This window comes from Dactylosporangium thailandense (assembly GCF_059739745.1).
In genome coordinates this window covers 8,353,279-8,375,438 of the sequence record NZ_AP029195.1, presented here as the reverse complement: position 1 = coordinate 8,375,438, position 22,160 = coordinate 8,353,279, and the positions used below count along the sequence as shown (strand labels likewise).

At 71.0% G+C, this 22,160-nt stretch carries 23 protein-coding genes; 14 read left to right on the top strand and 9 right to left on the bottom strand.

Annotation, left to right across the window (positions count from 1 at the left end; translation table 11 throughout):
- Positions 1–53: 53 nt before the first annotated feature.
- The 10 genes from AC6JBM_RS37215 to AC6JBM_RS37170 all read left to right on the top strand — a co-directional run bounded on the left by AC6JBM_RS37215 (position 54) and on the right by AC6JBM_RS37170 (position 7,900).
- On the top strand, positions 54–269 hold the full coding sequence (locus AC6JBM_RS37215; RefSeq protein ID WP_350616168.1) for an AtpZ/AtpI family protein: 216 nt from the start codon (positions 54–56) through the stop codon (positions 267–269).
- A gap of 36 nt (positions 270–305) precedes the next feature.
- Complete coding sequence (gene atpB, locus AC6JBM_RS37210) at positions 306–1,082, top strand: F0F1 ATP synthase subunit A (protein WP_350616166.1); 777 nt, start codon at positions 306–308, stop codon at positions 1,080–1,082.
- 121 nt (positions 1,083–1,203) lie between these two features.
- Complete coding sequence (gene atpE, locus AC6JBM_RS37205; protein WP_223101581.1) at positions 1,204–1,428, top strand: ATP synthase F0 subunit C; 225 nt, start codon at positions 1,204–1,206, stop codon at positions 1,426–1,428.
- A gap of 36 nt (positions 1,429–1,464) precedes the next feature.
- Positions 1,465–2,010, top strand: a complete 546-nt coding sequence (locus AC6JBM_RS37200; RefSeq protein ID WP_433089865.1) for a F0F1 ATP synthase subunit B — start codon at positions 1,465–1,467, stop codon at positions 2,008–2,010.
- Entirely contained in the window at positions 2,010–2,843 is an 834-nt protein-coding gene (locus AC6JBM_RS37195; protein ID WP_497978582.1) for a F0F1 ATP synthase subunit delta, read from the top strand. Before AC6JBM_RS37200 ends, AC6JBM_RS37195 begins: the two co-directional genes overlap by 1 nt.
- A 38-nt stretch (positions 2,844–2,881) precedes the next feature.
- Positions 2,882–4,519 carry a F0F1 ATP synthase subunit alpha gene (gene atpA, locus AC6JBM_RS37190; protein WP_497978581.1) on the top strand — a complete coding sequence of 546 codons (1,638 nt, stop codon included), beginning with the start codon at positions 2,882–2,884 and terminating at the stop codon, positions 4,517–4,519.
- Positions 4,520–4,522: 3 nt separating this feature from the next.
- The gene (locus AC6JBM_RS37185; RefSeq protein ID WP_497978580.1) at positions 4,523–5,449 is read left to right on the top strand and encodes a F0F1 ATP synthase subunit gamma; all 927 of its coding nucleotides are present in this window, start codon (positions 4,523–4,525) and stop codon (positions 5,447–5,449) included.
- A complete protein-coding gene (atpD, locus tag AC6JBM_RS37180) occupies positions 5,449–6,882 on the top strand; it encodes a F0F1 ATP synthase subunit beta (RefSeq protein ID WP_497978579.1) in 1,434 nt (477 codons plus the stop codon). Before AC6JBM_RS37185 ends, atpD begins: the two co-directional genes overlap by 1 nt.
- A 264-nt stretch (positions 6,883–7,146) precedes the next feature.
- Positions 7,147–7,428 carry a F0F1 ATP synthase subunit epsilon gene (locus AC6JBM_RS37175; protein ID WP_350616156.1) on the top strand — a complete coding sequence of 94 codons (282 nt, stop codon included), beginning with the start codon at positions 7,147–7,149 and terminating at the stop codon, positions 7,426–7,428.
- A gap of 16 nt (positions 7,429–7,444) precedes the next feature.
- Entirely contained in the window at positions 7,445–7,900 is a 456-nt protein-coding gene (locus tag AC6JBM_RS37170; RefSeq protein ID WP_350616154.1) for a DUF2550 domain-containing protein, read from the top strand.
- Positions 7,901–7,906: 6 nt separating this feature from the next.
- Here the strand turns inward: AC6JBM_RS37170 and AC6JBM_RS37165 are convergent, their stop codons facing one another.
- Positions 7,907–8,479, bottom strand: coding sequence for a cob(I)yrinic acid a,c-diamide adenosyltransferase (locus AC6JBM_RS37165; RefSeq protein WP_497978578.1), 573 nt, complete (start codon positions 8,477–8,479; stop codon positions 7,907–7,909).
- Positions 8,480–8,507: 28 nt separating this feature from the next.
- Here AC6JBM_RS37165 and murA point away from each other — a divergent pair, with 28 nt between their 5' ends.
- Positions 8,508–9,791, top strand: a complete 1,284-nt coding sequence (gene murA, locus AC6JBM_RS37160; protein WP_497978577.1) for a UDP-N-acetylglucosamine 1-carboxyvinyltransferase — start codon at positions 8,508–8,510, stop codon at positions 9,789–9,791.
- Positions 9,792–9,795: 4 nt separating this feature from the next.
- Here the strand turns inward: murA and AC6JBM_RS37155 are convergent, their stop codons facing one another.
- The 5 genes from AC6JBM_RS37155 to AC6JBM_RS37135 all read right to left on the bottom strand — a co-directional run bounded on the left by AC6JBM_RS37155 (position 9,796) and on the right by AC6JBM_RS37135 (position 14,704).
- Positions 9,796–10,266, bottom strand: coding sequence for a hypothetical protein (locus AC6JBM_RS37155; RefSeq protein ID WP_497978576.1), 471 nt, complete (start codon positions 10,264–10,266; stop codon positions 9,796–9,798).
- Positions 10,267–10,294: 28 nt separating this feature from the next.
- On the bottom strand, positions 10,295–10,594 hold the full coding sequence (locus AC6JBM_RS37150; protein WP_497978575.1) for a hypothetical protein: 300 nt from the start codon (positions 10,592–10,594) through the stop codon (positions 10,295–10,297).
- 40 nt (positions 10,595–10,634) lie between these two features.
- A complete protein-coding gene (locus tag AC6JBM_RS37145) occupies positions 10,635–12,788 on the bottom strand; it encodes an ATP-binding protein (RefSeq protein WP_497978574.1) in 2,154 nt (717 codons plus the stop codon).
- A gap of 276 nt (positions 12,789–13,064) precedes the next feature.
- Entirely contained in the window at positions 13,065–13,850 is a 786-nt protein-coding gene (locus AC6JBM_RS37140; RefSeq protein WP_497978573.1) for an ABC transporter permease, read from the bottom strand.
- Positions 13,847–14,704 (bottom strand): ABC transporter ATP-binding protein, encoded by an 858-nt coding sequence (locus AC6JBM_RS37135; RefSeq protein WP_497978572.1) that lies wholly within the window; start codon positions 14,702–14,704, stop codon positions 13,847–13,849. The genes AC6JBM_RS37140 and AC6JBM_RS37135 overlap by 4 nt, the downstream gene beginning before the upstream one ends.
- Positions 14,705–14,773: 69 nt before the next feature.
- Here AC6JBM_RS37135 and AC6JBM_RS37130 point away from each other — a divergent pair, with 69 nt between their 5' ends.
- The gene (locus AC6JBM_RS37130) at positions 14,774–16,756 is read left to right on the top strand and encodes a protein meaA (RefSeq protein WP_497978571.1); all 1,983 of its coding nucleotides are present in this window, start codon (positions 14,774–14,776) and stop codon (positions 16,754–16,756) included.
- Between the two features lie 607 nt (positions 16,757–17,363).
- Here the strand turns inward: AC6JBM_RS37130 and nucS are convergent.
- The gene (nucS, locus tag AC6JBM_RS37125; protein ID WP_497978570.1) at positions 17,364–18,023 is read right to left on the bottom strand and encodes an endonuclease NucS; all 660 of its coding nucleotides are present in this window, start codon (positions 18,021–18,023) and stop codon (positions 17,364–17,366) included.
- 59 nt (positions 18,024–18,082) lie between these two features.
- On the opposite strand from nucS, the gene AC6JBM_RS37120 reads away from it, so the two are divergent.
- Positions 18,083–18,715, top strand: coding sequence for a DUF4126 domain-containing protein (locus tag AC6JBM_RS37120; protein WP_497978569.1), 633 nt, complete (start codon positions 18,083–18,085; stop codon positions 18,713–18,715).
- 22 nt (positions 18,716–18,737) lie between these two features.
- On the opposite strand, the gene AC6JBM_RS37115 is transcribed toward AC6JBM_RS37120, so the two are convergent.
- On the bottom strand, positions 18,738–20,243 hold the full coding sequence (locus tag AC6JBM_RS37115; RefSeq protein WP_497978568.1) for an aldehyde dehydrogenase family protein: 1,506 nt from the start codon (positions 20,241–20,243) through the stop codon (positions 18,738–18,740).
- A gap of 104 nt (positions 20,244–20,347) precedes the next feature.
- Between AC6JBM_RS37115 and AC6JBM_RS37110 the strand changes: the two genes are divergently transcribed.
- A complete protein-coding gene (locus tag AC6JBM_RS37110) occupies positions 20,348–21,163 on the top strand; it encodes an alpha/beta fold hydrolase (RefSeq protein ID WP_497978567.1) in 816 nt (271 codons plus the stop codon).
- Positions 21,164–21,453: 290 nt separating this feature from the next.
- Here the strand turns inward: AC6JBM_RS37110 and AC6JBM_RS37105 are convergent, their stop codons facing one another.
- Positions 21,454–22,155 (bottom strand): SDR family NAD(P)-dependent oxidoreductase, encoded by a 702-nt coding sequence (locus AC6JBM_RS37105; protein WP_497978566.1) that lies wholly within the window; start codon positions 22,153–22,155, stop codon positions 21,454–21,456.
- Positions 22,156–22,160: the final 5 nt, after the last annotated feature.

Here is a 22,160-nt window from a genome sequence, read left to right as displayed (position 1 = left end):
ACGCGGGGGTCGATGCACGGGTGCTCCCGGCAGGCTGATATGGTCACCGCGTCATGGCGGATAACCAGACACCAAAGCAATCCGGTGCGAGTGGCGCCAATACAGGTTGGGCCGCCGTCGGATACCTCATCTCGGGCATTGCCGTGTGGGGTTTCGTCGGCTGGCTCATCGACCGTTGGCTCGGGTCGGACGGGATCGTCACCGGGATCGGATGCGTGCTCGGCGCGGCCGGCGGCATCTACCTCGTGGTCAAGAAGCTCGGCGCCTGAGCCGGTGGCACTTCAATACATGTCGAGAGGAACGTGGTGAGCGGTCAGGTTCTGGCGGAGGTGCCCTTCCCGCCCAGCGTGAATGACATCTACCCGCCCGCCCTGTTCGGCGGTGCGGAGTGGCTTACCAAGTTCAGCCTGTTCCTGTGGCTGGCCGCCGCGATCGTGATCGTGTTCTTCCTGGTGGCCTACCGCAACCCGAAGGTCGTGCCCACCAAGGGCCAGTGGCTCGCCGAGAGCCTCTACGGGTTCGTGCGCGAGGGCGTGGCCAAGGACGTCATCGGCCACGAGGGGCTGCGCTTCGCGCCCTACCTGGCCAGCCTGTTCATCTTCATCCTGGTCGGCAACGTCTTCTCGATCGTGCCGTTCATCCAGGTGTCGCCGATGGCCCACATCGCCTTCCCGCTGATGCTGGCGCTGTGCACCTACGGGCTCTACCTCTACCAGGGCTTCAAGAAGCACGGCTTCGTCGGCTACCTCAAGCACGCGACGGTGCTGCCGGCCCCGTGGTTCATGCAGCCGCTGCTGCTGCCGATCGAGGCCCTGCAGGCGTTCATCCTGCAGCCGCTCACCCTGGCGCTGCGGCTCTTCGCCAACATGTTCGCCGGCCACATGCTGCTGCTGGTGTTCACGCTCGGCGGGTTCGCGCTGCTCAACGCGGAGAGCTTCTTCCTCAAGCCGATCTCCCTGGTCTCCTGGGCGATGACGATCATGCTCACGTTCTTCGAGCTGCTGATCGCCGCCCTGCAGGCCTACGTCTTCACGCTGCTGACGGCCAACTACCTCGCCGGCACCCTGGCCGAAGAGCACTGAGCCGCACCCGGCGTCCTCGCACCACCCACCCCCGCTTCTCGAACTTCGAAAGCGTTGCCGCTCCACCTTTTTCAGTTGTCCCGCGTGAACCGTTCACGCGAGATCCCAGGAGGATTCACAGATGGCTCTGGCAGAGATCACCGGAAGCATGGCCGCGGTCGGTTACGGCCTCGCCGCGATCGGCCCTGGCATCGGCGTCGGTATCGTCTTCGCCTCGTACATCCAGTCGACCGCGCGTCAGCCCGAGTCGGCCGGCCTCACCCGTACGTACATGTTCCTCGGCTTCGCCGTGGTCGAGGCGCTCGCCCTGCTGGGTATCGCCTTCGGCTTCGTGTTCGGCAAGTAACCTCCCCCCTTCGAATGAGCCGGGAGGTTTCCCATGCTGATCTTCGCTGAAGAAGCTGAGCACAACCCGATCATCCCGATCTGGCAGGAGATCGTCGTCGGCGGCATCGCCTTCGCGATCCTGTGCTTCGTGCTCATGAAGTTCGTCTTCCCGCGCATGGAGGAGACCTTCCGGGCGCGCGTCGACGCGATCGAGGGCGGGATCAAGCGCGCCGAGGAGGCGCAGGCCGAGGCGAACCGGCTGCTCCAGCAGTACAAGGAGCAGCTCGCCGAGGCTCGCACCGAGGCGGCTCGCATCCGTGACGAGGCGCGCGCCGACGCGACGGGCATCCGCGAGGACATCCTCGCCAAGGCCCGCGAGGAGAGCGACCGCATCATCGCCGCGGGACGTGACGCCCTGCAGACCGAGCGGCAGACCATCGTCCGCCAGCTGCGCGCCGAGATCGGCTCGCTCGCGGTCGACCTGGCCGGTCGGATCGTCGGCGAATCGCTCGAGGAGGAGGCCCGCCGCCGTGGCACGGTCGAGCGGTTCCTCGAGGAGATCGGCGAAGGCGACGCGGCCGGTGCCGCCGGGCGGCGCTGATGGACGCAGTGTTCACGAACAACGCCAACCGCGACGCCTACGGGGCCGCTGCCGACAAGCTCGCCGGGTTCTCGGCGAGCGCTGACGTCGCTGCGATCTCCAAGGCCGCCGAGGAGATCCTCGCGGTCGCGGACCTGCTGCGGCGCGAGCCGCGGCTGCGCCGGGCGCTGGCCGACCCGGGCCGCCCGGGTGCCGACCGCGCGGAGCTGATCGGCTCGATCCTGTCGGGCAAGGTCGGCACCGAGACCGTCGACCTGCTCAGCGTGCTGGTGTCCGGACGCTGGTCCGGGCCGGGCGCGCTGCTCGACGGCGTCGAGCGGCTCGGAGCCGACGCGCTGCTGTCGGCCGCCGACCGGGCCGGGGACCTGGCCGACGTGGAGGACGAGCTCTTCCGCTTCAGCCAGATCGTCGCGGGTGACCCGCGGCTCGCCGGTGCCCTGAGCGACACCACCGCGCCCGTCGCGGTGCGCTCGGAGCTCGTGTCGGGCCTGCTGAAGGGCAAGGCCAAGCCGGCCACGCTCGGTCTCACGCAGCTCGCGGTCGCCGGTTTCGGCGGCCGGGGCTTCGACAGCTCGATCAGCCGCCTGGTCGAGCTGGCCGCCGCGAAGCGGGACCGGTCGGTGGCCTACGTGACCACCGCCGTCGCGCTGAGCGACGCCGAGGAGCAGCGCCTGGCCGGTCGCCTGGCCGAGTTGTACGGTCGGAACGTCTCCCTGAAGGTCGACGTCGATCCGCGCATCATCGGAGGCGTGCGGGTCAAGGTCGGCGCGGACCTCTACGACGGCACGGTCGCCCGGCGCCTCGCCGAGGCCAAGACGGCGCTCTCGAAGTAATTACCCCGAAGCTTGATACTCCAGATAGAAGGTTGAGGATGGCCGAGCTGACCATCTCATCGGACGACATTCGGGGCGCACTCGAGCGCTACGTCTCGTCCGTTGACTCAAAGATCTCCCGCGAGGAGGTCGGCGTCGTCTCGTACGCCGGCGACGGTATCGCCCAGGTCGAAGGCCTCCCCTCGACCATGGCCAACGAACTGCTCGAGTTCGAGGACGGCACGCTCGGCGTCTCGCTCAACCTCGACGTCCGCGAGATCGGCGTCGTCGTCCTCGGCAAGTTCGAGGGCATCGAGGAGGGCCAGCAGGTCAAGCGGACCGGCCGCGTGCTCTCGGTGCCGGTCGGCGACGCCTTCCTCGGCCGCGTGGTCAACCCGCTGGGTGAGCCCATCGACGACCGCGGCGACATCACCAACGAGGGCTACCGCGAGCTCGAGCTCCAGGCGCCGAACGTCATGGCCCGCCAGCCGGTCAAGGAGCCGCTGCAGACGGGCATCAAGGCGATCGACGCCATGACCGCCATCGGCCGCGGCCAGCGCCAGCTGATCATCGGTGACCGCAAGACCGGCAAGACCACGGTCGCGCTGGACACGATCATCAACCAGCGGGACAACTGGAAGTCCGGCGACCCGAAGAAGCAGGTCCGCTGCATCTACGTCGCCATCGGCCAGAAGGCGACCACGATCGCCGCGATCAAGGGCACCCTCGAAGAGCAGGGCGCGATGGAGTACACCACCATCGTGGCCTCCCCGGCGGACGACCCGGCCGGCTTCAAGTACCTCGCCCCCTACACCGGCTCGGCCATCGGCCAGCACTGGATGTACGGCGGCAAGCACGTCCTGATCGTGTTCGACGACCTGACCAAGCAGGCCGAGGCCTACCGCGCCGTGTCGCTGCTGCTGCGCCGCCCGCCGGGCCGCGAGGCCTACCCGGGCGACGTCTTCTACCTGCACTCGCGGCTGCTCGAGCGCTGCGCGAAGCTGTCGGAGGAGCTCGGCGGCGGCTCGATGACCGGCCTGCCGATCATCGAGACCAAGGCCAACGACATCTCGGCCTACATCCCGACGAACGTCATCTCCATCACCGACGGCCAGGTCTTCCTGGAGTCCGACCTGTTCAACCAGGGCGTCCGCCCGGCCATCAACGTCGGCACCTCGGTGTCGCGGGTCGGCGGCTCGGCCCAGGTCAAGGGCATGAAGGACGTCGCCGGCCGGCTTCGGCTCGACCTGGCGCAGTACCGCGAGCTCGAGGCGTTCTCCGCGTTCGCCTCCGACCTGGACAAGGCCTCCCGCGCCCAGCTGGACAAGGGTGCCCGCCTGGTCGAGCTGCTCAAGCAGCCGCAGTACTCGCCCTTCTCGGTCGAGGAGGAGGTCGTCTCGATCTGGGCCGGCACCACGGGCCAGCTGGACTCGATCGCGGTCAGCGACATCCGCCGATTCGAGACCGAGTTCCTGCAGCACCTGCGCTCCAGCCGCAAGGAGCTGCTCGACGCGATCGCCTCGACCAAGAAGCTCGAGCAGAGCACGATCGACGGCCTGACCGAGGCGATCAACTCGTTCAAGCAGGTGTTCTCGGCCAAGGACGGCGAGGTCACGGTCAACGAGGCGCCGGCCAAGGCGCTGGAGGGCGAGCAGTCCCGCGAGACCGTCACCCGCCAGGTCCGGAAGTCGGGCTGACGCATGGCCGGTCAGGTACAGGCGCTGCGCCGGAGGATCCGGACGGTCAAGTCGACCAAGAAGATCACCAAGGCGCAGGAGCTCGTCGCCACGAGCCGCATCGGTAAGGCGCAGGAGCGGGTTGCCGCTTCCCGCCCCTACGCCGACGCGATCACGGACGTGCTGACGGCGCTGGCCAGCAACGCGAACCTCGACCACCCGCTGCTGGCGCCGCGCACCCCGGTCCGCCGGGCCGGCGTGCTCGTCGTCACCAGCGACCGGGGGCTGTGCGGCGGCTACAACGCCAACGCGCTGCGCACCGCGGAGCAGCTGATCGCCAAGCTGCGCGGGGAGGGCAAGCAGGTCGCGCTGTACGTCGCCGGTCGCAAGGGCGTGGCGTACTACCGCTTCCGCGGTCGTGAGATCGCCGGGAGCTGGACGGGCTTCTCCGAGCAGCCGCGCTACGAGAACGCGTCGGAGATCGGCGAGACGCTCATCCAGGCCTTCGTCAACGGTGCCGACGACTCGGTCGACGGCCCGGGCCCGGACGGCGTCCTCGGCATCGACGAGCTGTACATGGTGCACACGCAGTTCCGCTCCCTGATGACCCAGACCCCGATCGCGCGGATCGTCGCGCCGATGGAGGTCGAGGAGACCGAGGTCAGCGGGCCACTGCCGGCGTACGAGTTCGAGCCGGAGGCCGAGGCGCTGCTCGAGGCGCTGCTGCCGAAGTACATCAACACGCGCATCTTCGCGGCGTTGCTGGACTCGGCGGCCAGCGAGTCGGCCGCCCGCCGCCGCGCCATGAAGAGCGCCTCCGACAACGCCGACGACCTGCTGAAGCGGTACACCCGCGAGATGAACTCCGCGCGGCAGGCGGCGATCACCCAGGAAATCAGCGAGATCGTCGGCGGCGCCAACGCGCTGGCGGCGGCGGGAAGTGATGTGTGATGACTGCACCAGCAGACACGAAGACCGCGGTCGGCCGCGTGGTCCGGGTCATCGGCCCGGTCGTCGACGCCGAGTTCCCGCGTGACGCCATGCCCGACATCTACAACGCGCTCCACGTCGACGTGACCCTCTCCGAGGGCACGAAGAAGCTGACGCTCGAGGTTGCCCAGCACCTCGGCGACAACATGGTGCGCGCGATCTCCATGCAGCCCACCGACGGCCTGATCCGCGGGGCCGAGGTGCGCGACACCGGCGCGGGCATCTCGGTGCCGGTCGGCGACGTGACCAAGGGCCACGTGTTCAACGCGCTCGGCGAGGTGCTCAACGCCGACGAGTCGAAGCTGGAGATCAAGGACCGCTGGGAGATCCATCGCCCGGCGCCGAAGTTCGCCGAGCTCGAGCCGAAGACCGAGATGCTGGAGACCGGCATCAAGGTCCTCGACCTGCTCGCGCCCTACGTGCGCGGTGGCAAGATCGGCCTGTTCGGCGGCGCCGGCGTGGGCAAGACGGTGCTCATCCAGGAGATGATCACCCGTGTCGCCCGCAACTTCGGTGGTACGTCGGTCTTCGCCGGCGTGGGTGAGCGCACCCGTGAGGGCAACGACCTCATCCTGGAGATGGCCGAGGGTGGCGTTCTGGACAAGACCGCGCTGGTCTTCGGCCAGATGGACGAGCCCCCGGGCACCCGGCTGCGCGTCGCGCTCTCCGCGCTGACCATGGCGGAGTACTTCCGTGACGTGCAGAACCAGGAGGTGCTGCTCTTCATCGACAACATCTTCCGGTTCACGCAGGCCGGCTCCGAGGTCTCGACGCTGCTCGGCCGTATGCCGAGCGCCGTCGGTTACCAGCCGACCCTGGCCGACGAGATGGGTCTGCTGCAGGAGCGCATCACCTCCGTGCGGGGCAAGGCCATCACCTCGCTCCAGGCGATCTACGTGCCCGCCGACGACTACACCGACCCGGCGCCGGCCACCACGTTCGCCCACCTCGACGCGACGACCAACCTCGAGCGGTCGATCTCGGACAAGGGCATCTACCCGGCCGTCGACCCGCTGGCGTCCTCCTCGCGCATTCTCGCGCCGGAGTTCGTCGGCATCGAGCACTACACGGTCGCCCGCGAGGTGCAGCGGATCCTGCAGAAGTACAAGGACCTGCAGGACATCATCGCCATCCTCGGTATGGACGAGCTGTCCGAAGAGGACAAGGTGACGGTCGCCCGGGCCCGCCGCATCGAGCGGTTCCTGTCGCAGAACACCTACGCCGCGGAGCAGTTCACGAGCATCCCGGGCTCGACCGTCCCCCTCAAGGAGACGATCGAGGCGTTCAAGAAGATCAGCGAGGGCGAGTACGACCACTTCCCCGAGCAGGCGTTCTTCATGTGCGGTGGCCTCGAGGACCTCGAGAAGAAGGCGCACGAGCTGATGAAGGACTGACCTTCGTCGGTCTTCGGGAGGGCGCGTCGCCGGTCCGGTGGCGCGCCTTCTCCTTTGTTGATGAACCATCTGCAATTTTCGGCAAAGCCACTTCGCTGGGCGGTGACGTGCGTCACGCTCTGAAGTGTTCGAGCCGAGACTCCGCGCGCGGGGCGGCAAGCGCGCTTCACCAGGTGTGCCAACGTGGTGAGGCCCACTGCTCGGCGCGTCGGATCATTGACTAGACTCGTCCAAACCGAATCGCGCACACGAGGAGTAACTAGCGTGGCGAGGCAGCTGCACGTGGAGCTCGTAGCCGTCGAGGAAAAAGTGTGGTCCGGCGACGCGGACATGGTCGTGGCGCGCACGACGGAGGGTGAACTCGGCGTCCTCTACGGCCACGAACCGCTCCTGGGCCAGCTCGCCGAAGAGGGCCAGGTGCGCATCAAGCAGAACGGTCAGGAACTCGCGTACGACGTCGCCGGCGGGTTCATCTCCGTCTCCGGCACCGGCGTGACGGTCCTCGCCGAGAGCTGCACCCCCGCCACCGCCTCCGCAGCGCACTGACGGCCGGGCGGCGCAGGTGAGGATCGTCGAGGGCATCGGCATCGCGGTCCTGATCCTGCTGGCCGCCCTGGCGGTGCTCTTCCTGCGCCGGCTCGTGATCGCGCGGCAGGGCGGCACCATCGAGCTCGGCGTCCGCCTGAGCACCATCATCCCCGGTCGCGGCTGGTCGGCCGGGCTCGCTCGGTTCGCCGGCGACGAGCTGCGGTGGTATCGCATCTTCAGCTTCTGGCCCGGCCCGCGCCGAGTGCTTTCCCGGCGCGGGCTCGCCGTCGACCGCCGCCGTGCCCCGGACGCGGCCGAGCTGCTCGTGCTGCCGCCGGACTGGGTGATCGTCCGGTGTGTCAGCCGCCAGTCGCCCGTCGAGATCGCGATGGCGGAGCGGGCCCTGACCGGCTTCCTGTCCTGGGTCGAGGCGGCGCCCCCGGGGGAATCGACCCCGGAGACGCGGCCGTACCGCTACAAGGCGAGCTGAGCCTGTCTACCGCTCGCCGCCGGGCACCCACTTCACGTCCCCGCCCGGGTTGGCCGTGCGGCACAGGATGAACAGCAGGTCCGACAGGCGGTTGAGGTACTGCAGCGCGATCTCGTTGGTCCGTCGCGCATCGGCCTCCCAGAGCGCCCAGGCGCTGCGCTCGGCCCGCCGGGCCACCGTCCGGGCCACGTGCAGCAGCGCGGCGCCGGGGGTGCCGCCGGGCAGGATGAAGGAGTCCAGCTTGGGCAGCTCCTCGTTGAACTCGTCACACCACTGCTCCAGGCGCTCCACCTGCTCGGCCGTCACGCGCAGCGGCGGGTGCGGCGGGTCGGCCGCGATGGGGTTGCACAGATCCGCCCCGACGTCGAAGAGGTCGTTCTGCACGGCCCGGAGCACCGTCGCGATCCGCTCGTCGAGCGCGCCCAGCGCGATCGCGGCGCCGATCGCGGCGTTGGTCTCGTCGACGTCGGCGTACGCGACCAGGCGCGGGTCGGTCTTCGACACCCGCGAGAAGTCGCCCAGTCCCGTCGTGCCGGTGTCGCCGGTCTTCGTGTAGATCCGCGTGAGGTGAATGGCCATGGTTTTCACGGTACGGAATCCCCCTACGATGGCGGACGTGGACGTGATCCGTGTGATGGGCGGCGCCCGGCTGGCCGGTGACGTATCCGTGGTCGGGGCGAAGAACTCGGCCCTCAAGCTGATGGCGGCGGCGCTGCTCGCCACCGGTCGCAGCGTGCTGACGAACGTGCCGCGCATCACCGACATCGCCATCATGGCGGAGGTGCTGCGCCGGCTCGGTTGCGAGGTCGAGCAGGACGAGGACCGCGTGACCATCGACGTGCCGGAGGAGCTCGGCACCGAGGCCGACTACGACCTCGTGCGCCGCCTGCGCGCGTCGATCTGCGTGCTCGGCCCGCTGCTGGCCCGCCGCGGCCACGTGCGCGTCGCGCACCCCGGCGGCGACGCGATCGGCTCCCGCGGCCTGGACATGCACGTCGAGGGCCTGCGCCGGATGGGCGCCGACATCTCGGGCGAGCACGGCTTCGTCATCGCCACCGCCCCGAAGCTGCACGGCGCCACCATCTGGCTGGACTTCCCGAGCGTCGGCGCGACCGAGAACCTGCTCATGGCGGCCGTGCTCGCGGGCGGCCGCACCGAGATCGACAACGCCGCCCGCGAGCCCGAGATCGTGGACATCTGCCGCATGCTGACCGACATGGGCGCCGACATCCAGGGGGCCGGCACCTCGCGCCTGGTCGTGCAGGGCGTGCCGGAGCTGCACCCGGTCGAGCACCGCACCGTCGGCGACCGGATCGTGGCCGGCACCTGGGCCTTCGCGGCGGCCATGACCCGCGGCGACGTGACCGTGCACGGCATCGACCCGGCCTTCCTGGAGATCGCGCTGGACAAGGTCGTGACCGCCGGCGGCGAGGTGACCACCGCGGCGGACTCGTTCCGCGTGGTGATGCCGGGCCGCCCGAAGGCGGTCGACGTGGTGACCCTGCCGTTCCCGGGCTTCGCGACGGACCTGCTGCCGATGGCGGTGGGTCTGGCGTCGGTCTCGGAGGGCTCGTCGCTGGTGACCGAGAACATCTTCGACGGACGCTTCATGTTCATCAACGAGATGTCCCGCCTCGGCGCGGACATCCGCACCGACGGGCACCACGCGGTCGTGCGGGGCAAGGACCGGCTGTCGGGGGCCCCGGTCACCGCCACGGACATCCGCGCGGGGGCCGGGCTGGCGATCGCCGGGCTGTGCGCGGACGGGATCACGGAGATCCGCCACGTGCACCACATCGACCGCGGGTACCCGAGCTTCGAGTCCGACCTGCGCGCCATGGGCGTGGAGGTCGAGCGCTCCGTCGCCCCGCCGGACCAGTTCGACTTCTGACCGGCTACCCGACCCGGAAGAGCCGGTCGGCGGGGTCGACCACGGCGGGCAGCGCCGCGCCGGGCCGCAGGGCCGGGTCGTCGGGGCGGATCGTGTCGGCCTCGAAGGTGGCGAACCCGGGGCCGCTGATGCGCAGGCGGAGCTCCAGGCCCGGGTCCTCGCCGCCGAGGTGGTTCGACACCGTCAGGATCTCGGCCGTCGCGGCGACGCCGGCGGCGTCGAGGCGGCGCGCGTCGCGGCGCGAGCGGGTGACGAGCCGCCAGCCGAAGACGCCGAAGCCGACCCCGGCGACCGTCGTCAGCAGGTCGCCGGCCAGCAGGCCCCAGAACTCCCCGGGCGACAGGGGCGGGCCGAGCGTCAGGGCACCGGCGAGCAGGACCGGTCCCGGCAGGCAGATGGCCAGGAACAGGATCCGGCTCAGCAGCGCGCCGATCGGGCCGATGCGGGTTTCCGCCTCGCGGGGCGTATTCATCACCGTCGCACCGTAGCGCGGCGCCGCGCGGCTAGGAACTGATCAGGCGCCGGGCGCGGTCCAGCTCGTCGGCGAAGACGAGGATGCGCACCATGCCGTCCCGGCCCGTGGCCAGGGTCGCGCGGACGCCGTTGCTGCGCAGGCGGTCCCGCACGTCGCGCGCGAAGGCCAGGTCGCCCACCATCGAGACCGTGCGGAGCAGGCCGTAGTCGACCGAGGGGCGCGGCGGGGGCGAGGCCGGGACGCCGTACTTCAGCAGGCGGATGATGAGCAGCAGCGCGGCCAGCACGCCGGCGGAGGCGGCCCAGCCCGCGAGGTACATGAGGGGCACATGCACAGTCTGCCACCAGTTGATCACGTAACGGAGCCTTCTACACGTACTCGTGAGCGTCCACGGCCGCGGGCACCACGGGCACCGCGGCCGGGACGGTGAAACTGAAGCGGCTGCCCCCGCCGGGGTTGTCCGTCACCGTGATCGTGCCGCCGTGGCGGTCCACGATGCGGCGGCAGATCGCGAGGCCGAGGCCGGTCCCGCCGTACGACTGCCCGGCGTGCGCCCGGTGGAACGACTCGAACACGTGCGGCTTGTCCGCGTCGGGGATGCCGATCCCGCGGTCGGCGACCTCCACGCGGATCCAGCCCGGGCCGGACGGCTGGGCGCTGATGTCGATCTTGGGCACGCGGCCCGGCCGCACGTACTTGAGCGCGTTGCCGACCAGGTTGTCCAGCACGTGCCGCAGCATCGCGGGGTCGGCCTCGGCGCGGGGGAGCGTCCCGACGTACACGTCGGGCCGCACCCGCAGGTGCCCGACCCGCTCCGCGACGACGTCGGCCACGAGCTCGCCGAGGTCCACCTCGCACGGCTTGAGGGCGGCGTCGCGCGCGGTGACGTACGCGAGCAGATCGTCGATCAGGCGCCGCATCCGCACCACGCCCGCCCCGACGCGCTCGAGGCTGTCGTAGGCCTGCTCGGGCCGGTCCGGCAGCGCGTCGCGGCCCATCTCCGCGTGCGCGCCGATGACGGTCAGCGGGTTCTTGAGGTCGTGCGCGACGATCCCGGCGAACGCGGCGAGGTCGGCCTCCCGCTCGCGGGCCTCGGTGATGTCGTGGAACACCACGATCGCCCCACGCTGCCCGTCGTGGTCAAGCGGCCGCCCGCTGACCGACAGGAACACCCCGTCGGGCCGGTCCGGGCCGCGCAGGATCATCTCGACGCGGTCGGTGGACTCGCCGGCGAGGGCGCGCACGAGGGGCAGCTGGTCCGCCGGGAACTCGGTGACGCCGTCGGGCCGCAGGAAGCGCGATGCTCCCGACTCGTCGCCGTCGAGGGTCCGCCCGAGCATGGCCTGGGCGGCCGGGTTGTGCACGATGAACACCCCGTCGGCGTCGACCACCCCGACGCCGTCGCTGATGCGGTCCAGAATGCCGTTGAGCAGCGCGAGCTGGTTGTCGGCGGTGCGCTGGGCCGCGCGCAGCCCCGCGGTCGCGGTCACGACCCGCTCCTCGGCCCGCCCCCGCGCGCCCGCGAGCGCCCACAGCATCGCGCACACGAGCAGCGTGAGCAGGGTGCCGCCGAGCCCGACGACGAGCGGCAGGATCGGCGCCGAGCCGCCCATCTTCGCCGCGTCGACCGAGACGACCAGCCGCCACTCCCGGTTGGCGATCTGCACGTGCAGGTCGCGGTGGATGTCGGGGTGCTGGCCGGCCTGGTGCAGCCGGGCGACGCGGCTCTCCTGGCCGCCCCCGTTCTGCGCCCACAGCTCGGCGTCGGCCTGCCCCTGGGTCGCGCGCGTGAGCACCCCGCCGACGAAGTCCTGGCCGCGCAGGCCGAGCACGACCCAGCCCTTGAACTCGCGCCGCCCGTCCGGGGCCGGATCGCCGTACGCGGGCGCGGCGAGCACGAACGACAGCTGCTGCCGGTCGGCGGGCAGGCCGCGGTCGCGCAGCAGCACGTACGTGTCGGAGACGGCAGCCTCGCCGGAGCGCCGCGACTCCCACAGCGCGGTGGTCGGCTCGGCCGCCTGCGACAGGTCGGTGCCGGCGGGCAGGACGGCCGAGGTGTCCAGCGGGCGGGTGAAGATGGTGAAGAGGTGCTCGTGGCCGTTGCCCTGGGGGTGCAGCTGCAGGTCGGAGACGCCGCGGTCGCGCCAGTACCGCTGGACCGAGGCGACCTGGGTGTCGTCCGCGGCGACGAGGAAGACCAGCGAGGTCGCGCCGACGAGCCCGGCCTGGCGCAGCGGGGCGGTGGTCGCGGCGAAGTCGTCGGCGGTGAGCTCGTCGTGCGAGCCGACGGCGGCGGCGACCGTGCGCAGCGTGTCGAGGTAGCGGTGGATCTCCGAGCGCACGGACGCGTCGGAGAGCATGGCCGAGCGGTCCAGGACGCCCTGCGCGCGCTCGTGCTGCCCGTCGCGGATGGCGTGCGCGGCCTGCCACGACGCGCCGAGGCCGAGCGCGAGCACGAGCGCGATCGCCAGGGCACCGGTGCGGCCGACCCGGCGGACCGCCTTGCCGAGCCGACCCGTCACCCAACGCTGATCGGCAGTGAACGGGTGCAATTCAGGATTTTTTGCTCGGGTCCGCGTCACCTGCGGACCGTCGCTCCCGCCAGGAATCCCGGCGTCCGCGGTGGCAAGAACCGTTCGTTCGCGTTTCGTCCGCCCGCGTTCGCTCGGTCGCCGGCGTTTGTCCGTCGGGTCCCGTTCGTTGCGCAGCTCGCGTTCGGGCCGGTCCGGTGCGTTTGTTCGTTCGCGTTCGCTCAGTCGTGTTCGGCCGGTCGTGTTCGTTCGGTCGCGTTCGTTTGGTCAGTCGCGTTCGGTCCAGCGGAAGGTCAGCAGGCACAGCGCGAGCCCGAGCACGACCCAGCCGCCGAGTACGAGCGCGATCGTGCCGTGCTGCCAGCTGCCCGCGGGCTCCTGGGCCGCGAACGAGTCGGGCAGGAACACCGAGCGCATCCCCTGGGTCATCCACTTGAGCGGGAAGACCGAGGCGATCCCGCGCATCCAGCTCGGCAGCTCCGTGTACTGGAAGAACACCCCGGAGATGAACTGCAGCACGATCGCCACGGGCGTCACGACGGCCGGGCCGCTGCGGCCCGAGCGCGCGAGCGAGGAGAACGCGATCCCGCACAGCGTGCAGGCGGTGATGCCCAGCAGCGCCACCCAGACGAAGGTCAGCCACTTCTCGCCGGTGGCGGGCAGCTTGACGCCGAAGAAGAGGGTCGCGGCCGTGACGAGCAGGACCGTCTCGACGAGGCCGATGGCCAGCACCATGACGATCTTGCCGATGAAGTAGGCGGCCCGGGGCATCGGCGTGCCGCGCAGCCGCTTGAGGATGCCCTTCTCCCGCTCGATCGGGATCTGGATGGCCAGGCTCTGGAACCCGGTGGCGAGCAGGCCCGCGGCGATCATGCCGGCCGCGAAGTACTGGGTGAAGGTGACCCCGAGCGCGATCTCACCGCCGAAGACCGCGCCGAACACGCACAGCAGGATCAGCGGGAAGGCGAGGGTGAAGACCACCGACTCGCGGCTGCGCAGGAACTGCTTGATCTCCAGGCCGCCCCGCAGGAGGCCGAGCCGCAGGGTGGTCATTCCTTGCTCACTTCTTGGGGGCTGCCGATCATCCGCAGGTACACATCCTCGAGGCTCGGTCTGGTGACGGTCAGGCCCGGCACCTCGCCGCCGAACTGCTCGGCCAGGCGCGCGACGACGGCGGTCGGGCTGTCGGTGCGCTCGCTGCGCGGGCCGTCGGGGGAGTGCCAGCCGACCGTGGCGCCGCCGTCGCCGCGGCCGCCGAGCCGTCCGGGCGTGTCGACGGCGATGAGCTGCCCGCCGGCCAGCACGCCCACGCGGTCGGCCAGGGCCTCGGCCTCGTCGAGGTAGTGGGTGGTGAGCAGGATCGTGGTCCCGGCCTTGGCGAGGTCGCGGATCAGCCCCCAGAACTCCCGGCGGGCCTCGGGGTCGAAGCCGGTCGTCGGCTCGTCAAGGAACAGCAGCTCGGGCCGGCCCACGATGCCCAGGGCGACGTCGAGCCGCCGCTTCTGGCCGCCGGAGAGCGTCCGCGTGCGGGCGTTCTGCTTCTCGGCGAGCCCGACGCGCGTGATGATCTCGTCCGGGTCGGCGGCGGAGGGGTAGTAGTTCGCGAAGTGGTGGACGACCTCGCGCGCGGTCAGGTCGTCGAACTCGCCGGTGCTCTGCAGCACGACGCCGACCCGCGCCCGCCAGGCCGCGTCCCCGCGTTGCGGGTCGATGCCCAGCACCGCGACCTCGCCGGACGTGCGGTGCCGGAACCCCTCGAGGATCTCGACCGTCGTCGTCTTGCCGGCCCCGTTCGGGCCGAGCAGCGCGAACACCTCGCCGTCGCGCACGTCGAGGTCGACCCCGTCGACGGCCACCGCCTTGCCGTAGGCCTTGCGCAGGCCGCGCACCGTGATCGCATCCGCCACGGCACTCACTCTAGTGGGGTGACAACTTTCACCGACGACCCCTGGTTACTCTTCAGTAGGGTGCTCCGTATGGTCGATGAGAGGCTTCCCGAACGCGACCGTCCCTGGGTCATGCGAACCTATGCCGGCCACTCCTCGGCGGCCGCCTCCAATGCCCTGTTCCGCCGCAACCTGGCCAAGGGGCAGACCGGCCTGTCGGTGGCGTTCGACCTGCCCACGCAGACCGGCTACGACCCCGACGCCGAGCTCGCGCGGGGCGAGGTGGGCCGCGTCGGGGTGCCGATCGCGCACCTCGGCGACATGCGCGAGCTCTTCGGCGGCATCGACCTCGAGCGCGCCAACACCTCGATGACGATCAACGCCACGGCGATGTGGCTGCTCGCGCTCTACGTGACCTGCGCCCGGGAGCAGGGCGTCGAGCTCGCCCGGCTGGCGGGGACGACGCAGAACGACATCGTGAAGGAGTACCTCTCCCGCGGCACGCACATCTTCCCGCCCGGGCCGTCGCTGCGCCTGACCACGGACACGATCGCGTGGACCGTCGCGAACTGCCCGCGCTGGAACCCGGTCAACATCTGCTCGTACCACCTCCAGGAGGCCGGGGCCACCCCGGTGCAGGAGGTGGCCTTCGCGCTGGCGACCGCGATCGCCGTGCTCGACGCCGTGCGCGACTCCGGCCAGGTGGCGCCCGAGCGCTTCGGCGACGTGGTGGCCCGGATCTCGTTCTTCGTCAACGCCTCCGTGCGCTTCGTCGAGGAGACGGCGAAGATGCGCGCCTTCACGGCGATGTGGGACCGGCTCACGGCTTCCCGCTACGGGGTGGCTGATGCTTCGGCGCGCCGCTTCCGGTACGGCGTCCAGGTCAACTCGCTCGGCCTGACCGAGGCCCAGCCCGAGAACAACGTGCAGCGGATCGTGCTGGAGATGCTCGGCGTGACCCTCTCCCGCGGCGCCCGGGCCCGGGCCGTGCAGCTGCCGGCCTGGAACGAGGCACTGGGCCTGCCGCGGCCGTGGGACCAGCAGTGGTCGCTGCGCATGCAGCAGGTGCTCGCGTTCGAGTCGGATCTGCTGGAGTACCCGGACCTGTTCGAGGGCTCGAAGGTCATGGACGCGCTGGTCGGCGAGATCGTCGAGGGCGCGACCGAGGAGCTGCGGCGAGTCCTGGACATGGGCGGGGTGGTCGCGGCCGTCGAGTCCGGCTACCTCAAGAGCGCCCTGGTCGCCTCCCTGGCCGAGCGCCGGGCCCGCCTGGAGCGCGGCGACGACGTGGTCGTGGGCGTGAACCGCTTCACCGAGACCGAGCCGTCCCCGCTCCTGGCCGCGGGCGCGGCCGCGATCGAGCAGATCGACCCGGCCGTGGAGCAGGCCGCGGTGGCCGCGATCGCCGCGTGGCGCTCCACCCGCGGCGACGTGACGTCGTGCCTGGAGGCCCTGCGCGCGGCCGCGGCCGGCGACGGCAACCTGATGGAGGCCACGCTCGCGTGCGTCGAGGCGGGCGTGACCACCGGCGAGTGGGCGGGCACGCTGCGCGAGGTGTTCGGCGAGTACCGTGCCCCGACCGGCCTGACCGCCGAGCTCTCGACGCCGACGGCGAACATGGACGCGGTCCGTGCCCGCGTGCGCCGCACCGCCGAGGACCTCGGCACCGGCCGCCTGCGCATGCTGGTGGGCAAGCCCGGGCTGGACGGCCACTCCAACGGCGCGGAACAGATCGCCGTGCGGGCGCGCGATGCCGGCTTCGAGGTGGTGTACCAGGGGATCCGGCTCACACCGGCGCAGATCGTGGCGGCGGCGGTGGAGGAGGACGTGGACCTGGTGGGGCTCTCGGTGCTGTCGGGCTCTCATCTGGCCGCGGTGGCGTCGGTGCTGTCGGGCCTGCGCGAGTCGGGGCTGGGCGACCTGCCTGTGGTGGTGGGCGGGATCATTCCGCCCGGGGACGCGGAGACCCTGCGCTCGTCGGGCGTGGCGCGCGTCTTCACCCCGAAGGACTTCGCCATCACGGACGTGGTGGACGAGCTCGTGACCGTGGTGCGGGAGGCGCACAACCTCTGACTGCTTTTTCCCGAAAAGTCCGACACTTCGTGATCGGACTTTTCGCATTTATACCCTGACAGGGGATAAATGCGATTCGTGCCGATTTCTGAGACGGTCCTCGGCCGGTCTCACGCTTTCGCAGCCGGTCGTGCTGGTGCTGGCGTTTGTCGCCGGGTGTTTCGGGCTCGTGCTCGGGCGACCCGCCGCGCGGCAACGGCGTGTCGTGGCGCGCTGCTCGTTGTGACGCATTGCTTGGCGTGGTGCTGGATTCGTCGCAGCCGCAGCCGCAGCCGCAGCCGGCGTGCGGCGTGCATTGGGGTGGCGTGGTGCGCGGCGGCGGGGTGTGGGCCGGGCGCGGCGGGCGGCTGCGGCGTCCGGGCAAGCGGTATGCGGGCGGCGGTGCGGTGCGCGGGTGGCGAGCGTGCGGAACGTGGCGCGGTGTGCGGCGGCGGGCGTGCGGTGTGCGGCGGCGGGCGTGCGGCTGCGCAGCGTGCGGCTGCGGCGTGCAACGGTGTGCGGCGACGCGGCATGCAGGGCGGGGTGGCGTGCGGCTGCGGGACGCGCGATGGGAGTACGGCGTGCGGCGATGGCTCGGCGGCCCGGGAGAGCCCGTGGCGAGCCGGTGTCAGAAGAGCGTCAGCTCGTCCTTCTTTACGCCGCGCAGCGCGTTGTAGTCCAGCACGACGCACCGGATGCCGCGGTCCTCGGCCAGGACCCGGGCCTGCGGCTTGATCTCCTGCGCCGCGAAGATCCCGGACACGGGCGCGAGCAGGGGATCGCGGCCGAGCAGCTCGAGGTACCGGGTCAGCTGCTCCACCCCGTCGATCTCGCCGCGGCGCTTGATCTCGACCGCCACGGTCGCGCCCTCGCCGTTGCGGCAGAGCAGGTCGACGGGGCCGATCGCCGTCATGTACTCGCGGCGGACCAGCGTGAAGCCCGCCCCCAGCGTCTCCGGCGCCGCCGCCAGCAGCTCCTGCAGGTGCGCCTCCACCCCGTCCTTGACCAGGCCCGGGTCGACGCCCAGCTCGTGCGAGGTGTCGTGCAGGATCTCCTCGATCGTGATCCGCAGCTCCTCGCCGCCCTTGTTGACCACGCGCCAGAGGCCGTCGGACTCCTCGAGCCGGCAGGGCGGGCTCATCCAGTTCAGCGGCTTGTACGCCCGGTCGTCGGCGTGGATCGAGATCGACCCGTCGGCCTTGATGAGCAGCAGGCGGGTCGCGGGCGGGAGGTGGGCCGTGAGCCGGCCGATGTAATCGACCGAGCACTTGGCGATGACGAGACGCACGGCCGACAGCCTAACCCGCCCACCCGGTGGGACTGGCAACCCGATGTCATGCTTGAGGAGTGTTGGAGTCATTGACGGGTCTCGGCCTCGCCACATCGGCCGGGCTCAACGCCTATATCCCGTTGCTGGCGATCGGCGTGCTCGCGAGGTACACAGACCTGATCACGCTGCCGTCGAACTGGCAGTGGATGGAGAACGGCTGGACCCTGACGATCGTCGCGATCCTGCTGGCGATCGAGTTCGTCGCCGACAAGGTGCCGATGCTCGACCACGTCAACGACGTCATCCAGACGTTCATCCGCCCGACCGCCGGCGGCCTGGCCTTCGGCGCCGCGTCGAGCTCCGAGACGGTCACGGTCGCCGACCCGGGTTCGTTCTTCACGAGCCATCAATGGGTGCCGATAGTCGTCGGCGGCGCGATATCCCTGGGCGTGCACGGCATGAAGGCCGTGTCCCGGCCGGTCATCAACGCCACGACGGTCGGCTTCGGCGCCCCGATCGTGAGCACCATCGAGGACTTCTTCAGCGTCTTCCTGTCGGTGATCGCGATCGTCCTGCCGATCGTGGTCCTGCTCTTCATGCTGCTGCTGTTCCTGGGCTTCGGCTGGCTGATGCGACGCCGGAAGAAGCGCAAGGAGGAGAAGGCCGCCGCGAAATGGGCCGCGGCCCAGGGATACCGCCCGGCCCCTTAGCGCCTCGGCCCCAAAGCGCGCCCTATTTGCTGCGGCCGTGCACGAGCTTCACCACGCGGACGATCTGCTGCATGCTCTTCTCGGTGCGGTCGAACGTCATCGCCGCCAGCACCGTCGGGCCCCGCCGCTTCACGATCGCCTTCGGGCGGGTGAACTCGCGCAGGCCGTCCGCGCCGTGGATGCGGCCGAAGCCGGAGTTCCCCACGCCGCCGAAGGGCAGGGTGGGCATGCCGGCGAAGGTGAGCGTCGAGTTGATCGAGGTCATGCCCGAGCGGACCTGGCGGGCGAGGGCGAGGCCCTGGGACTTGGAGAAGATCGCGCCGCCCAGGCCGTAGCCGGTGCTGTTGGCCCGGCGGACGCCCTCGGCCGCGTCGCGGACCCGCGTGACGGTGAGCGTCGGGCCGAAGGTCTCCTCCTGCACCGCCGCGGCGTCCTCGGGCACGTCCACCAGGATCGTCGGGCTGACGAAGGGCGGCTGGACGGCCTCCGCGCCGCCGAGGACCGCGCGGCCGCCGCGGGTGAGGGCGTCCTCGATGTGCCGGCGGATGATGTCGATCTGCGACGGCATGGTGATCGGGCCGATGTCCGAGTCCGGCTCCGCCCCGACGCTGAGCTTCGCCGCGCGCGCCACCACGCGGTTGAGGAAGTCGTCGAAGACCGGCTCGGCGACGTACACCCGCTCGATCCCGACGCACGTCTGACCGGCGTTGGTCAGTCCGCCCCACACGCAGGAGGCGGCGGCCGCGTCCAGGTCGGCGTCGGCCGCCACGACCATCGCGTCCTTGCCGCCGCACTCCAGCAGGACCGGGGTGAGGGACTCGGCGGCCGCGGCCATGACCTTCTTGCCGGTGGCGGTCGAGCCGGTGAACGCGATCTTGTCGACCCCGCTGCGGCAGAGGGCGGCGCCCACGTCGCCGAGGCCGTGCACGATCTGCAGCACCGGGTGCTCGGGGACGACCTCGTGGAAGCGGTCCACGAACCACTGCCCGACGGCCGGAGTGTACTCACTGGGCTTGAACACCACCGCGTTGCCGGCCGCGAGCGCGTAGGCGATCGACCCCATCGGCGTCAGGATCGGGTAGTTCCACGGCCCGATGACCCCGATCACGCCGAAGGGGAGGTACTCGAGGTACGACGCGTGCTCCTTGAGGAGGATGGAGCTGCCCACCCGCCGCCGGCCCAGCACCTTGCGGGCGTGCTGCGCGGCCCACGCGATGTGGTCGATCGCCGCGATGGCCTCCACGAGCGCGTCGGCCCGCGGCTTGCCGCCCTCCCGGTGCATGAGCGCCGCCAGTTCGTCCAGGCGGTTGGTGAGCACACTGCGGAACGCCAGCAGGCGCCGCTTGCGCCCGCCGAACCCGAGTCCACCCCACCACGCGGCCGCGTCACGCGCGCGGGCCACCGCGTCGGTGAGAGAATCGGTGGAGGCGACCGGGAAGCGGCCGACCTCCTCGCCCGTGGCGGGGTTGGTCGAGATCAGCGAGCCCTCGTCGATGGCGGGGACGCCGGGCGTTCGCGTGACGGTCATGGCGCGAGTGTAAACCCGGAAATTACTCACGAGTAGGCCCTGATCGGCCGTCGAAATGCGGTGCGCGCCTCCGACCATCGGGTACTACGACCGCAGGAGGAACCGTGAAGACCGAGAAGCTCGACGTACCCGGCGCGACCCTGTACTACGAAGTCCGCGGCAACGGCCCGGTGCTGCTGCTGATCTGCGGCGGCATCTACGACGCCGAGGGCTTCGCGGCCCTGGCCGACCGGCTCGCCGACGAGTACACCGTGGTCACCTACGACCGGCGCGGCAACTCGCGCAGCGTGCTCGACGGGGCGCCGGCCGAGATCATCCTCGAGGAGCAGGCCGACGACGCGTACCGTGTGCTGGGCGCGGTCGGCGTGACCGAGGACGAGCCGGCCGTCGTGTTCGGTAACAGCTCGGGCGCGGTGATCGCGCTGGAGCTCGCGGCGCGGTTCCCGGGCATGGTCCGCACGGTCGTCGCGCACGAGCCGCCCCTGTTCGAGCTGCTGCCCGACTTCGACTACTGGCGCAGCGTGATGACCGAGGTGTCCGACGCCTACCGCGACGGTGGCGTCGGGGCCGCGATGGGCGTCTTCGGCGCGGCCATGGACATGCACGGCGACGACGGCAGGCCCGCGACCCCGCCCTCGCCCGAGTTCGCGGCGCGGATGGCGGCGAACATGGAGTTCTTCGTGCAGTACGAGATCCCGCCCGTCGCCACGTTCGTGCCCGACCTCGACGGCCTGCGCTCGGGCGCGGTGCGGATCGTGCCCGCCGTGGGCGCGGCGAGCATGGGGGAGCCGCCCAACCGATCCGCCCGGGAGCTCGGCGCGCGCCTGGAGGTCGCGGTGGCCGAGTTCCCCGGCGGGCACGGCGGCTTCGGCGACGCGGGGCCGTTCGCGGCGAAGCTCAAAGAGGTGCTGTCGTCGTAAGACGACAAGAGCAAAGGCCATGGCTCGGGTCCGCCGGGGTGCGGACCGTCGCTCCCGCCAGACACCGCTCGGCGCTGGCGCGCCGTCGCTGCCAGGCTCGCCGCTGGTCACCCACCCCGATCGGCCGTCGGTCCTTCGGCACCCCGGCGCTCAGGAAGCGTGCTCCTTGACGATGCGCTCGGCGACGGGGGTCGGCGAGCCGGCCTCCGCGGGCGTGTCGACCCGCCGCAGCCAGGCTCGCCGCTGGTCGACCGTCGCGATCGGCCGTGGGTCCTTCGGCAGCCCGGCGCTCAGGACGCGTGCTCCTTGATGATCCGCTCGGCCACGGCGACGGGGTCGGCGAGCCGCCCCTCCGCGGGCGCGTCGACCCACCGCTGCTGGCCCGGGAAGTAGGCCCCCGAGGCGGCCGCGCGCCGGATGTTCTCCTGCATGTGCGTGTCCATCTGGCCGGGGTCGATGTTCACGACGCTGATCTTCTCGTCGTCGCGCGTCTGCGAGGCCACGACGTCGAAGAAGGTCTCGCCGGCCGCCTTCGTGGTGCAGTACAGCGCCCAGCCGTCGATGATCCGGTGCGCCGCGCCCGAGGAGACGAACAGCAGCCGCTTGCGCGCGTCGGCCGGGGCGGCCCGCAGGAACGTGTTGGTGAGCACGGCCGGGGCGGTGAGGTTGACCGCGATCGCGTTGGTGATGGCCTGGGTGGTGAGCCGGCCGACGGCGCCGATGGGCTCGACGACGGCGGCGTTGTGGATCAGTACGGCCTCGTCGGCATCGCGCAGGAACCCGCGCATGATGTCGTAGTCCGGCAGCCAGTGCGCGTCCGCGATGTCGGTCGAGAACAGCGTGACGTCCCCGGGGCGTTCGTCGCGCAAGAGTTGCTGCTGTTCGCTGAAGTGCCGCCCGATCGCGAGGACCCGATCGCCGCGCGAGATGGACACGTCGAAGAGAGCGGCCCCCAGGCCGCGGGACACCCCGGTGATCACGACGGCACGCATGCGGT